Below are 12,248 nucleotides of genomic sequence, written 5' to 3'. Positions count from 1 at the left end.
ACATCCTGCAGACCTACACCGTGAACGCCTCCTCCGAGGTCGCCAACGGCACCTGGAAGCTCCGGGTCAACGACAACGCCGGCGGCGACACCGGCAAGATCGACGCCTGGAACCTCACCTTCTGAGCCGAGGCCCGCACAGCCGGACGGAAAGCCGGTCCGGGCCGCGGCACGCACGACGCGCAGGCCGTCGGGGAGCGGATCCCTCCGCACCCCGGCGGCCTGCGCCGTCCGCTACCGCGTGCGCAGCACGCAGTCCCCGCACAGCCCGCCCCCCGGCACCTTGTAGTACAGGCAGCAGCTGCGCCGCACGAAGGCCACCCCGAGCCCCTCCTCGTGGACGAACCGGCCCGTCCCGCCGAGCGCCCCGCCCTCGCCCAGCAGCCCGGCCGCCAACTCCACCGCCGCTGCGCCGGGCACCCGGTCGAGCAGCACCCGCAGCGCCCCGACCAGCGCGGAGGCCGCGTTCCCGCGCAGCACCTTCGGTGAGACCCCGTGGCGCTCGCGCAGGGCCGCGCCCAGGCCGTCGAGGTGGGCGAGGACGGATCCGCCGAGCTCCGCCGCCGGCAGGGACCCTTCGCCGGGATCCGGCAGCCACAGCTCCAGCGAGCCCGCGGCGGGCAGCCGCCACCACACGCGCTGCGCCGACAGGTCCGGCACCCGGCCGGCCAGGGCGGCGCAGCCCAACCCCAGTGACCACAGCCGCGAGGCGATCCCGAACTGCGCGGTCGACGCGGCGACCCGGCCGGGACCGCTGCCGATGCGCCGCCCGATCTCGGCGACGTACGGCCCGAGCAGCGGCCCGTACAGCTCCTGGAGCGGGCGGAAGCCCTCCCCGGGCGGCTCCTTGCCGTACGGCACGCTGAAGAACGGCCCCACCCGGGCCAGCCGGAGCAGTACGTCGTCCATGTCCATGCCGAGGATGATCTCAGGCGGAGGACGGCCCTCCGACCGGCCCCGCCTCCTGCCCGGCCCGTGCGCCGGCCTCCCCGGCCCGTACGCCCGCCCCCGCTGGCCGGGCGTCCCCCCGGCCCGCCTGCGCCCACCGGACCGCCGGCCCCATCGCGTACGAGGCGGCCAGCAGCACCGCCCCCAACAGCAGCCAGCCGGGGATCCCCCACACCAGCAGCAGCGAGGTCAGCACCGTCGGCCCCAGCGTCCGGGCGACCGGCACCCCGGCGCCGAAGAAGCCCTGGTACTGGCCGATGTGCTCGGCGGGCGCGAGCGCGAAGCCGATCTGCCAGGACCCGGCGGACTGCCGCATCTCCCCGTCCACCTGGAGCAGCGCGCCCGCCACCAGCAGGGCCGCGGCCGCCCAGCCGGCGGTCGGCAGCGCGGAGAGGGCGAACACGACGCACGAGGCGGCCATGGCCCGCCCGGAGATCCGCAGGGCCCGCCGCGCCCGGTCCAGGTCGGTCACCGGCCCGGCCGTGCGCACCTGGAAGAGCATCACGGCCCCGGTGTTGAGGACGAACAGCGCCGAGACCAGCCAGCCGGGGGCGCTGGTCCGCTCCGCGATCCACAGCGGGATCGCCAGGCTCAGCAGCGGCATGCGCAGCAGCAGGACCGCGTTCAACAGGGTGACGAGCACGTACGGCCGGTCCCGCAGCACCGCCGCGCGGGGCTGCCCGGCCGACCTCTGCGGTACGGGGGCGACCGCGGGCAGCGAGAGCAGGACGCCGGCGCAGACCAGGAAGCCCACCGCGTCCAGGGCGAGGGCCGCCCGGTAGGCCGGCCCGGTGCCGGCACCCAGGGCGATCCCGCCGAGCGCCGCGCCGAGGGCGAGGCCGGCGTTCAGCACCGACTGGAGGTGGGCGAGGACGCCGGTGCGCTGCCCGGGGCCGACGAGGCCGGCGAGCAGGGCCTGCCGCGCGGCGGCCAGGCCGCACTGGGCGGTGGCGTAGGCGACCACCGCGAGCACGAAGGCCCCGTAGGAGCGGATCACCAGGAAGGAGGCGACCGACGCGGCGGTGGCGAGCGCCAGCAGCACGGAGGTGCCGCGGGGGCCGCGCCGGTCGGCGAGCGCCCCGAGCGGCACGCCCGCGACGGAGCCGACGGCCCAGGCGAGGGTCAGCCCGATGCCGATCCGGGCGGGCGAGAGCCCCACCACGCGGGTGAAGTACAGGGCCGAGCACACGTAGTAGGCGCCGTCTCCCACGGCGTTGGCGAGCTGGGCCGCGGCCAGGCGGCGGGGGGCTCCGGGCGGGGGCAGGATGCGGCTGGTCACACGCTCATCAGATCAACTGAATGGCCCGTTCCGAAGGGCCAATCCCCACCTTCCGACCTGGGCCAATCCACCGCCCGGAGCGGCCCGGGCGCCGCCGCTGCGCCCTCCTGCGGCCGGCCCGCCGGCGGAGCCCGTCCGACGACGCGTGTTCGATGCTTAAGGCTCCCGAGTCGGACCGGCGGACCACCCGCGGAGCCGGCCGGTGGGGCCCCGTGCGGGCATGCACAGGCCGGGCTGCATTGCCGCAGGTCAGAGGTGATCGCAAGGTGAACGGAAACCGTCGGGACCGCCGTCCGGGGCGTCGGTGAAAAACATCGCCGCGGCGTTGCCATTCAGGGGGTTCAAGAGAGGACATTAAGGGGCTACATTGAGGCACTCGCGCTTCACCTGACAGCCCGTTGCCTTTCACCCGCGTTTTGCGCGGGGGGTGACCTCGGAAGCGCAGACTGTGCAACCACCCCACCGCCCAGAAGGACCGAAGGCTCCGTGCCCGTACCCGTACTCCTCGCCGGCCGCTCCGTGCGGCTCGAGCCCCTCGCCCCCCACCACGTCGAGGCCTTGGCCACGGCCGGGGCCGAGGATCGTACGACTTACGCCTTCACCCCCGTACCCCATGGGGTGCAGGCGTCCCACGAGTACATCGACCGCGCCCTCGCCGACCAGGCGGCGGGCCGATCGCTTCCGTTCGCGGTGGTCAGAGCCGCGGACGGTCTGGTTGTCGGTTCGACCCGGTTCCTGGAGCTGGACTACTGGCAGGGGCCGCTGGTCTGGCCCGCCGTGCCGGGCGTCCCCTTCGGTGATCCGGCGACGGCGATCCCCGATGCCGCCGAGATCGGAAACACCTGGCTGTCCCCGGGCGCCCAGGGCACCGGCATCAACACCGAGGCGAAGCTGCTCATGCTGCGCCATGCCTTCGAGACCTGGGGCGTGCGGCGGATCTCGCTGCGCGCCGACGCCCGCAACGTGCGCTCGCGCGCCGCGATGGAGCGGCTCGGGTTCACTCCCGAGGGGGTCCGCCGGGCCCACTCGCGGGGGCTGGACGGGGCCGTGCGCAGTACCGCCTTCTACTCGATCCTCGACGAGGAGTGGCCGGCCGTGCGGTCGATCATCGAGCTGCGGCTCTCGGCGCGGGCGCCGCGCAAGCGCCGGCGCAAGACCCTCATCCCGGCGTAACGGTCCTGCGCAGGTCCGGCGGAACGGTCCTGCGCAGGCCGCCACGGCCCTCGGGCCGGCCCCTCACGGCGTCAGCCGAGGAAGGCCGGGGCGAGGGCCGACGTCATCAGCCGTGCCGGCGCTCCGCTGCCGTCGGCCGGGACGGTGTACAGGTCGGCGCCGAAGTCCCCGGGCAGGGAGTAGACGACGTTCCGGTCGTCCGTCCACACCACCTGGTCGTCCACGCTGCGCTCCTCGGCGAGCGGGGTCTCCTGCAGGGAGGCCAGGTCGAGGGCGTACAGCCGCCAGGGGGCGTCGTCGGGCAGGCCCTGCACCCGCTTCTTGAACACCAGCCGGGTGCCGTCCGGCGACAGGGAGGGGCATTCGAGGTTCTCGCGCAGGGTGGTCACCGTCCGCTCGGCCAGGTCGCCGCGGACCAGGTGGGTGCGGCCGCCGGTGGCCAGCGTCGCGTAGAAGGTCCGCTCGTCCGCGGCGAAGGTCACACCCCAGAAGTTCACGTCGGCGCTGCGGTAGGCCTTGCCGTCCTTGTGGATCGTGAAGTCCTCCAGCGAGGCCTCGAGCCGGCCGGTGCGCAGGTCGAGCAGCGAGGTCCGGGTGGAGAAGTTCGTCCCCGCGTAGCTGTCCCCGCCGACGAAGACGGTCCAGGCGGCGAGGTGCCCGCCGGGCGAGACCCGGGCGCGGGTCGGGATGCCGGCCAGCGGGTGGACGGCGGTCTCCTTCAGCCCGGCGTCGAGGACGACCGCCCGGTAGCCCTCCTGGACCCCGCCCTTGTCGGCCTGGAGGCAGATCCCGGTGCCGGCCGCGGAGTGGAAGCGCAGGCAGCTCACGCCGGAGGCGGTCCGGGGTCCGTCCGGCGCGTCCGCGGCAACGGTGGCGAGCTCGTCGCGGTGCGGGCCCCAGGCCATGTTGCGGAAGACGATGCGCCGTCCGCCCTCGGCCGGGGCGAGGGAGACCGCGCCGCGGCGGATCTGCGGGCCGCCGGCCCGGGGGTGGTTCTTCTCGTCGGCCCGGGAGGAGGCCCGCACGACGGCGAGCACTCCCACGGCGGCGAGCAGGACGGCGGCGCAGACGAGGATCAGGATCCGGCGCTGGAGGGTCATGGGGGCCTTTCGTGGGAGGGGGTGCTTCGAGTGCCCGGGCGGCGTGCGGCTCGGCGCCCGGCGTCTCAGGCGCCGTCGGCGCCAGCGCCGTCGCGGGCCTGGCCGGCCAGGGCGACCTCGTCGCGGGACTCGTCATCGCGGGCCTCCTCGTCCGCCGGGCGCAGCAGGAGGAGGCAGGCGGCGACGGCCGCGGCCAGCAGCACGGCTGCGGCGGCGAGCGCGGGGCGGGCGCCCCAGGCCGTCCAGGCGGCGCCGAAGCCGAGGGAGGCGGCGAAGCGGGCGAGGGCCTGGCCTGTCTGGACGAGGGCGAGGCCGCCGCCGCGGTGCCGCTCGGGCACGGCCCCGGCGGCCGCCGCCATCAGGACGCCGTCGGTGGCGGCGTAGAACCCGCCGTGCAGCAGCAGGACCGCGTACGGCAGCGCCGGGTGGTGGCCGCCGGCCAGGAGGAGTCCGTACGCGGCGAGCAGCGCGAGGTGGCCGCCGAGGAAGACCCGCCGGCGGCCGATCCGGTCGGCGAGCCGGCCGAGCGGCAGGGCGAGCAGGAAGAAGGCGGCGGCCGTGCCGAGCGGGAGCAGGGCGAACCAGCGGTCGGCGATCCCGGTGGCGCGCTGCAGCAGCAGGAAGACGAAGGCGTCGCTCACGGTGCACAGGCCGAGCAGCAGGGCGCACAGGGCGGTGCGGCGCAGGTCACGGCGGCGCAGCAGGCCCAGGGAGGCCCGCAGCGAGACGGGAGCGGCGGCGCCGGCGGGCGCGGTGCGCCGGCCCGGTACGAAGAGCACGAGCACCAGCACGCCCAGGGCGGCCACGCAGGCGCTGACGGTGAACACGGCGTCGTAGCCGTCGGCGGCGCGGCGCAGGATCAGGAAGGCCAGGAGCGGCCCGATCAGCGCACCGGCGGTGTCCATGGCGCGGTGCACCCCGAAGGCCCGGCCGCGCTCCGCGGCCGGAGTGGCCAGCGAGATCAGTGCGTCGCGCGGGGCGGTGCGCAGGCCCTTGCCCGTGCGGTCGAGGGCCAGGACGGCGCCGATGGCGGGCAGGGTGTGCGCGAGCAGCAGCAGCGGCTTGCACAGGGCGGAGAGGCCGTAGCCGATGCCGGCGAGGGCCTTGTGCCGGCCGAGCCGGTCGCCGAGGTGGCCGCCGGTGAGCCGGACGAGGGCGCTGACGCCGTTGTAGACCCCGTCGAGCAGGCCGAAGCCCAGCGGCGACAGGCCGAGGCCGGCGACGAGGTAGAGCGGGAGCACGGCCGTGACCATCTCGGAGGAGACGTCGGTGACGAGGCTGACCGTGCCGAGGGCGAGCACCGTGGGCGCGAGCGCGGCGCGCCGCCCCGGGCTGGTGCCCGGGGCGACGGCCGGCGTCTCGGGGGCCACGGCGGGCGCGGGGGTACCGCGACTGTCCGCGACGTACATGGTCAGGAGGCCCAGATCCCCGTGATGTCCTTGGCGGTGGCGGCGTTCCCGGCGTGGGTGGTCAGCCCGGCCAGGCCCTCCAGGGTGCGGAGCATGTCGTAGTGGTTGTAGGTGGTGGCCGACGTGCTGCCGGGGGTGACGGGCTGCCCGTACAGGACGGTCGGGATCTTGTTTCCGGAGAGGCGGTTGTCCTCGTCGAAGGTGACGACGAGGAGGCTGTTGTGGGTCTTGGCCCAGTCCGCGTAGGCCTTGAGGTTGTTCTTGAGCCAGGTGTCGCCGGTGCCGACGGAGCAGTCGTGCATGTCGTTGCACAGGTCCGGGACGACGAAGGACACCTTGGGCAGGGTGGTGAAGTCCGTCGGGAACTGGCTCATGGTCTTGGCCGAGCTCGTCGGCACGTTGGAGAACGCGAACCAGGGGTTGTGCTTGCGGGCGTACCTGCCGCTGCTGCAGGTGGTGGAGCCCTGGCTGGGCAGGCCCTCGTTGTAGCTGCCCCAGCTCTTGCCCGCGGCGATGAGCTCGGAGGCGAGGTTGGGGGCGGACTTGGAGCCGGGGGTGTAACAGCTGTCGTCGGTGACGCCCTGGTTGGAGCCCGAGAAGAGCTGCAGGTAGTTCGGCTGGCTGGGGTGGGTCACGCCGTAGGACTGGGTGAGGTTGGCGCCACCCGCCTTCAGCGAGTTGATGTACGGGGCGCTGGAACTGCCGATGACCTGGCTGTAGGCGTGGTTCTCGAAGACCACGACGACGACGTGGTCGGGGGCGGGGAGTCCGGCCGCGTGTGCGGGCTGGGCACTGCCGAGGCCGGCCCACAGGGTGGTGCCGGCGGCAGTGAGGCCGAAGGCGGTGGCTAGGGCGGTCTTGCGGCGGGACCATGAAGAGGTCATGCCAAACACGGGGGTACCTCCGGGCAGGGGGAACGGGGTCTGGGCGGCGGCGCGCACGCACCATACGCCGGGCCGTGTGCATGGGCCAGGGACGGCGGGCCAACACCTCGAGAACTCCGGCCGGCCTGCCGGTGTCGGGCAACGGCCGACCCCAGAGCTGGCCAAGAGGTGGAAAAGAGGGAACCGCGGACGGCATAAGCTCATCCTTCAATCGGAAAGAGACCACCCCCCGACGGGGCAGCACCAGCCGGAGAGCAACCGCACATGTCGTACTCACCCGACGGACAGCACCAGCCGTACCGGTCGGAAGGGCAGTACCAGCAGCAGCCCTACGGCACCTCGTACGCGCAGCCGCCGTACGAACCCCAGCAGCAGTACGAGCCCCCGTACGGGCCACCGCAGCCCCGGTACGAAGGATTCGAGCCCGAGGACGAGCCGCGCCGCCCCCGCAAGGGCCGGCGCTGGCTGATAGCGATCGTCTCCGTGCTGGCCCTCCTCGGCATAGCCGCCGGCGTGATGTGGCACTTCGAGATACCCCCCTTCACCGACAAGGGCAAGGACGTCTCCTTCGGCAAGCCCGCCGGCGGGAAGGCGGCCGAGGCCCCCAAGCAGAACCCGAACTCCAAGGCGCTGATGCCGACGGGCCCCGCGGCCGAGTTCAAGAACACGATGACCCTGGGCGACGGCACGCACGTGGCCGTCACCACGCTGGACGGCAAGAAGTCCGGCTTCAAGGGCAAGGTCTGGGTCTGGGCGCCCAAGGAGTACAACGACCCCAAGTTCGCCAAGAGCGGATTCCCGGTCATGATCGCCCTGCCGGGCGGCGCGGGCTACCCCACCAACTACTGGATGGGCACCGACCTGGGCCTGCAGACCAGCATCAGCAAGTGGTACGCGGAGGGCAAGAGCAAGCCCTTCCTCCTGGCGATGCCGGTGCTCAACCCCTCCGGTGACGAGAAGGGCATCTACTGGGACGGCTCCGACATCCCCAACCAGCCCAAGATGGGGACCTGGCTGACGGAGGACGTCCCGGACCTGATGAAGGCGAACTTCCGCACCATCAAGTCCCGTGACGGCTGGGCCTACATGGGCTCCTCCACCGGCGGCTTCGCGAGCCTGAAGGCCGTCCTGAAGCACCCGGACAAGTTCAAGGCCGCCATCTGCTCCGGCCCGGACGTCGTGCCCGACTCCTCGCTGTGGAAGGGCTTCGACAAGGAGAAGGCCGAGAACAACCCGGAGGTGCTGGCCAAGGCCCTCATCGACAAGAAGGGCCCGGACGTCTACCTCGCCTTCCAGGTCGGCGACAACGAGAACAACAAGAAGACCCTCCCCGACGTGCAGAAGTGGATCGCCACCTACGGCAAGGGCCCGGTGCACACCAGCATGAGGGTCATCCCGGGCGGCCAGCACAACGCCAAGACCTACGTGCCCAACATGGGCGAGGGTCCGATCCAGTTCATCAGCAAGGTCATGGAAGGGCCGGTGGAGTGACCACCGCCTCCGACGCCCCGGACGCCTCGAAGCCCTCGGACGCCTGAGCACGAGCACGCAGCGGCCCGCCGAACACCATCGGCGGGCCGTCGCCGTTCCAGGCGGGCCAGCCCGGGTCGCCGGCCACGGCGAAGCGCACCCAGGCCGCGTGCATCCGGTCGGCGAGCTCCTGCGGGGCGTCCGGGCCCGCCAGCCACGCCGACTCCGGCACGGAGAGCGTGTCGAACACGAAGCCCAGCTCCAGGGCGTGACAGGCGCCCAGACCCGGCACCCCGGAGGGCCAGGCGAACTCGTAGAGGAAGCTCGGCGCCGAGCGGGGGGCCCCGGCGAGCCGGCGCAGCGGGTCGCGCAGCAGCCGGTCGGTCAGCAGCTGGCCCGCGAGCTCGGCCGGGCCCGCGCCGGGCAGTGCGGCGCGCAGCGCCCGTACCGCCGCGCGGTCCTTGCCGCTGCGGACGCGCCCGAGCGCCACGGCGAGCGGACCGAGCCGGTCCAGCAGCCGCAGCGCGCCGGTGGGGGCCAGCCAGAGACGGTACTCCTCGCTGGTCCAGCCCAGCAGCAGCGGTACGTCGTCCCGGGCGGCCGCCGCCACCAGCGGATCGGCGGGCAGCGTGTCCGGGTCGGCGACCAGGCCGAGGGCGGGCCCGGCGGCCAGCGGGCTCGAGCGGCGCAGCGCGGCGCCCTGCGCGGCGAGCAGATCGGGCAGGGGCACGTCCGCGAAGGCGCCGGCGGTCGCGGGCACCTTCAGCAGCGAGGCCATCCGCCGGACCACGGCGCGCACCCGGTCCCGCGGCAGCACCTCGGGGGCGCCGCTCTGCAGGGCGGCCTGCGCGAACAGGCCGGCGGCGCGGGGGGCGGCCAGCAGGGCGCCGGTGCTGATCGCGCCGGCGGACTCGCCGAAGACCGTGACGCGGGCCGGGTCCCCGCCGAAGGCCTCGATGTTCTCCCGGACCCAGGTCAGAGCCGCGATCTGGTCGAGGAGGCCCCGGTTGGCGGGGGCGTCGGGGAAGAGACCGTAGCCGAGGACCCCGAGGCGGTAGTTGGCCGAGACGAGCACGACGCCGTCACGGGCGAAGGCGGAGCCGTCGTAGACCGGGACGGCCGAGGAGCCGCGGGTGAGGGCGCCGCCGTGCAGCCACACCATGACGGGCAGCCGGGCGCCCGGGTCGGGGGCCGGGGTCCACACGTTGAGGTTGAGGCAGTCCTCGCCGGGGACCTCCGGGTCGGGCAGCAGCGCCGCGAAGGTGGGCGGATAGGGCACCTTGGGCGCGGTGGGACCGTACGCACCGGCGTCGCGTACGCCGTCCCAGGCGGCCGGGGGCTGCGGGGCGGCGAAGCGCAGCGCGCCGACGGGCGCGGCGGCGTACGGGACGCCCCGGAAGACGGCGGTCCCGCCCGGGCCGGTGCGGCCCTCGACCACGCCGTGTCCGGTCCTGACCCGGGGCCGGCCGCTGCCGCCGCCCGCTGTGCTCATGGTGTCGTGCTCCCGCCGTCGCCGGTGCGGCCGCGGGCGCGTGCGCCGCGTCGTACCGCCCGTGTGTGCCTGTCCGCCGTGTCTGCAGTGTCTGCCATGTCGGCTGTGTCTTCGCCTCTGCCTTCCCCGCGCACGGTCGCACAGCCCTGCGACGGGTGACAAGGCGTGACCCGGTCCGGGCGGGTCCGGGTTGGACCGGCATGCGACCTCCCACTCCCCCCTCCCTCCCCCGCCGGGCCCGCTCCCTCCGGCCGGCCCGCCCCCTGCTGTCGCTCCCCCTCCTCCTGCTCGCCGCAGCCGCGGGCACGGCGGGGGCGGCGGCCACGGCCCGGGCCGCCTCCGGGACCGGCTCCGGGGACGACTTCCAGTACGTCAACCAGCGCGACAAGGTCCAGGTCCTGCAGTCCCCGCGGGGCTGCGTGGAGGCCGGTGGCGGCGGCGCCCGGGGCGTGGCCAACCGGACCACCGGCACGGCGACGCTGTACCCGCGGCCGGGCTGCACGGGGAGCCCGCTCGCGGTCCTGCCGCCCGGCGGAGGGGGCCAGATCACGCCGCGGTTCGCGTCCGTCCGATTCGACTTCACCACGACGGCCCAGCGGCCGTGACCCCTGGCCTCCCCCGGCGTTGTATGCCATGTCAATGCCGCAGATCTTGCGGCGTCCCACATCTCATGAGGAGATCTTGATGTCGCGTATCGCGAAGGCAGTCGCCATCACCGCTGCCGCCGGTAGCGTCCTGGCCGCCGGTGCGGGTCTCGCCGTCGCCGATGCCAGCGCGAACGGTGCGGCCGTCGGCTCGCCCGGTGTCGTGTCGGGCAACGTGGTCCAGGTTCCGGTGCACATCCCGGTCAACGTGTGCGGGAACACCGTGAACATCATCGCGCTGCTGAACCCCGCGTTCGGCAACACCTGCATCAACGCGTCGGGTGGCGGCGAGAAGCACCACACCGAGGGCTACGGCGAGTGATCACGTCCGCCTGAGGAACCGGCTGCCGGCCCGATGACGGGCTGAAGCGAGGGCCCCCGCCGTGCGGCGGGGGCCCTTCGCGCGCCCGGCGCCCGGCCCGCGCAGGTCATTCGTAGCGGTACAGGCCCTGGTGGCCGAGCATCTCGCGCGGGGTGATCCCCCACGGCGGCATCGGCTCGTCCAGGGAGACCACCCGGCCGTGCTGGAGGTCGCCCAGCGGCAGCGGGGCGGCGGGCAGGTAGCCGGAGCCGGGGTGCTGGCGCTGCCAGCGGTCCCACAGCAGGTCCACGAACGCGTGGTGCAGCCAGAAGGCGGGATCGTTGGGCGCGGCCCCGCCCGTCATGTGGCCGCCGATCCACTGGTGGACCTTGTTGTGGTTGCGCCAGCGCTCGCTCTTCGGCGCGGCCCAGCCCTCCAGCTTGTTGCGGAAGCCGCCCTCGCGGGCGGTGGAGTTCCACGGCTCGGTGTCGTACGTCGGGTCGTCCAGGGCCCACTGGAGCTCGGCCGCGGTGGGCAGCGCGATCGGGCTCTGCGGCCGGCCGAGGTTGCGGGTGAGGAAGCGGGCCTCCGAGAAGCCCACGGTGATCTCCCAGTTGCCCCGGCTGTGGGCGAAGGGGCCGGTCATCACCTGGCGGTCGCCCGCGCGGCCGGTGCCGCCGAGGAAGTCCTCCGCCCACAGGGAGGAGGCCGGGCTGTTGTCCGTGGTCCAGTCCCAGTAGGGCACGCTCACGCCCGGGGCCACGCCCTGGAGCAGCCGTTCGAACTCCAGCAGGTAGCGGCGGTGCCAGGGGAAGAAGGACGGCGACATGTGCCCGACGCGGAGCTTGGTGTCCTTGTCGGGCACGAAGTACTTGTCGTGCGTGCGCACCAGGTCGTCGTACGCGCCGGTGCGCTTGAGCTCCAGCACCGCCGCCGTGAACCGCCTCTTCTGGGCGCTGGTCAGGTTCCGCTGGTTCTGGCGGGTGTACAACGCGGGGGTCCTCCCGTTTCGGTGCGTCAGCGGTGGTGCGGGGCGGCGAGTGCCAGCTGGGTGGTGCCCAGTTCGTCGACGGCCGCGCGGGCGGCCTCGAGTGGGGTGGAGAAGGACTGGAAGTGGTTGATGCCGCTCAGGTAGCTGCCGTCGGCGCGCTGCATCACGTGCAGCGGGCGGCCGTCGATGCGGACGTCCGCCGCGCTGACCGAGATGTGCCGGCCGCGGTAGGTCTCCTCGGCGAGGGGGGCAGGGGTGAGGGTCTGGCGGGGGCGGCGGGCGCGCAGTACGGGTGCCAGGGCCGCGGCGGTGCCGGCGAGCACCGCCGCGGTGAAGGCCGTCCGCAGGACCGCGCGGCGGGTGGGTGGTGCGCAGGCGGATGCGGATGCGGATGCCGGTGCCGGTGCGGCGTGCATGCGTTCTCTCCCTCGCTCGGTGGTGATGCGCTACGGGGTCTAACGCAGCGCAGCAAGGGAGGTCACCTCGCCCCACCGACGCCTGACACGAGGGCCCGGCAAATCCAGCCTCGCCGGCGTTTGAGGCGCGGGGTCTGGGGCG

General features: G+C 74.1%; 13 protein-coding genes. 5 read left to right on the top strand and 8 right to left on the bottom strand.

Annotated elements, in window-relative coordinates:
- Nucleotides 1-125: proprotein convertase P-domain-containing protein (locus tag AB0953_RS35085; RefSeq protein ID WP_366863659.1), on the top strand; the 125-nt coding region annotated here is incomplete at its 5' end.
- Between the two features lie 108 nt (nucleotides 126-233).
- Here the strand turns inward: AB0953_RS35085 and AB0953_RS35080 are convergent.
- Nucleotides 234-914 (bottom strand): (2Fe-2S)-binding protein, encoded by a 681-nt coding sequence (locus AB0953_RS35080; protein ID WP_366863658.1) that lies wholly within the window; start codon nucleotides 912-914, stop codon nucleotides 234-236.
- Between the two features lie 13 nt (nucleotides 915-927).
- Nucleotides 928-2,226, bottom strand: coding sequence for an MFS transporter (locus AB0953_RS35075; protein WP_366863657.1), 1,299 nt, complete (start codon nucleotides 2,224-2,226; stop codon nucleotides 928-930).
- 486 nt (nucleotides 2,227-2,712) lie between these two features.
- Here AB0953_RS35075 and AB0953_RS35070 point away from each other — a divergent pair, with 486 nt between their 5' ends.
- Nucleotides 2,713-3,399, top strand: coding sequence for a GNAT family protein (locus tag AB0953_RS35070; protein WP_366863656.1), 687 nt, complete (start codon nucleotides 2,713-2,715; stop codon nucleotides 3,397-3,399).
- A gap of 71 nt (nucleotides 3,400-3,470) precedes the next feature.
- Here AB0953_RS35070 and AB0953_RS35065 read toward each other — a convergent pair whose 3' ends face one another.
- The 3 genes from AB0953_RS35065 to AB0953_RS35055 form a co-directional block, all read right to left on the bottom strand.
- Nucleotides 3,471-4,499 carry a hypothetical protein gene (locus AB0953_RS35065; RefSeq protein WP_366863655.1) on the bottom strand — a complete coding sequence of 343 codons (1,029 nt, stop codon included), beginning with the start codon at nucleotides 4,497-4,499 and terminating at the stop codon, nucleotides 3,471-3,473.
- 65 nt (nucleotides 4,500-4,564) lie between these two features.
- Nucleotides 4,565-5,908: an MFS transporter gene (locus AB0953_RS35060; RefSeq protein ID WP_366863654.1), complete on the bottom strand. Its 1,344-nt coding sequence runs from the start codon at nucleotides 5,906-5,908 to the stop codon at nucleotides 4,565-4,567.
- A gap of 2 nt (nucleotides 5,909-5,910) precedes the next feature.
- On the bottom strand, nucleotides 5,911-6,792 hold the full coding sequence (locus tag AB0953_RS35055) for an alkaline phosphatase family protein (RefSeq protein ID WP_366863653.1): 882 nt from the start codon (nucleotides 6,790-6,792) through the stop codon (nucleotides 5,911-5,913).
- Between the two features lie 264 nt (nucleotides 6,793-7,056).
- Between AB0953_RS35055 and AB0953_RS35050 the strand changes: the two genes are divergently transcribed.
- Nucleotides 7,057-8,283, top strand: coding sequence for an alpha/beta hydrolase-fold protein (locus tag AB0953_RS35050; protein ID WP_366863652.1), 1,227 nt, complete (start codon nucleotides 7,057-7,059; stop codon nucleotides 8,281-8,283).
- Here AB0953_RS35050 and AB0953_RS35045 read toward each other — a convergent pair.
- On the bottom strand, nucleotides 8,261-9,754 hold the full coding sequence (locus AB0953_RS35045) for a carboxylesterase family protein (RefSeq protein ID WP_366863651.1): 1,494 nt from the start codon (nucleotides 9,752-9,754) through the stop codon (nucleotides 8,261-8,263). The two genes, AB0953_RS35050 and AB0953_RS35045, sit on opposite strands and share 23 nt — an antisense overlap.
- A gap of 200 nt (nucleotides 9,755-9,954) precedes the next feature.
- Between AB0953_RS35045 and AB0953_RS35040 the strand changes: the two genes are divergently transcribed.
- Together AB0953_RS35040 and AB0953_RS35035 are read left to right on the top strand one after the other, a co-directional pair.
- Entirely contained in the window at nucleotides 9,955-10,359 is a 405-nt protein-coding gene (locus AB0953_RS35040; RefSeq protein ID WP_366863649.1) for a hypothetical protein, read from the top strand.
- Nucleotides 10,360-10,438: 79 nt separating this feature from the next.
- Nucleotides 10,439-10,720: a chaplin gene (locus AB0953_RS35035; RefSeq protein ID WP_366863648.1), complete on the top strand. Its 282-nt coding sequence runs from the start codon at nucleotides 10,439-10,441 to the stop codon at nucleotides 10,718-10,720.
- Between the two features lie 106 nt (nucleotides 10,721-10,826).
- Here the strand turns inward: AB0953_RS35035 and AB0953_RS35030 are convergent, their stop codons facing one another.
- On the bottom strand, nucleotides 10,827-11,690 hold the full coding sequence (locus AB0953_RS35030) for a tyrosinase family protein (protein WP_366863647.1): 864 nt from the start codon (nucleotides 11,688-11,690) through the stop codon (nucleotides 10,827-10,829).
- Between the two features lie 26 nt (nucleotides 11,691-11,716).
- Entirely contained in the window at nucleotides 11,717-12,106 is a 390-nt protein-coding gene (locus tag AB0953_RS35025; RefSeq protein WP_366863646.1) for a tyrosinase family oxidase copper chaperone, read from the bottom strand.
- Nucleotides 12,107-12,248 lie beyond the last annotated feature (142 nt).

This window comes from Streptomyces sp. NPDC046866 (assembly GCF_040704625.1).
In the GTDB taxonomy this organism is placed as follows: domain Bacteria; phylum Actinomycetota; class Actinomycetes; order Streptomycetales; family Streptomycetaceae; genus Streptomyces.
This window is presented reverse-complemented; position numbering and strand designations above follow the sequence as displayed.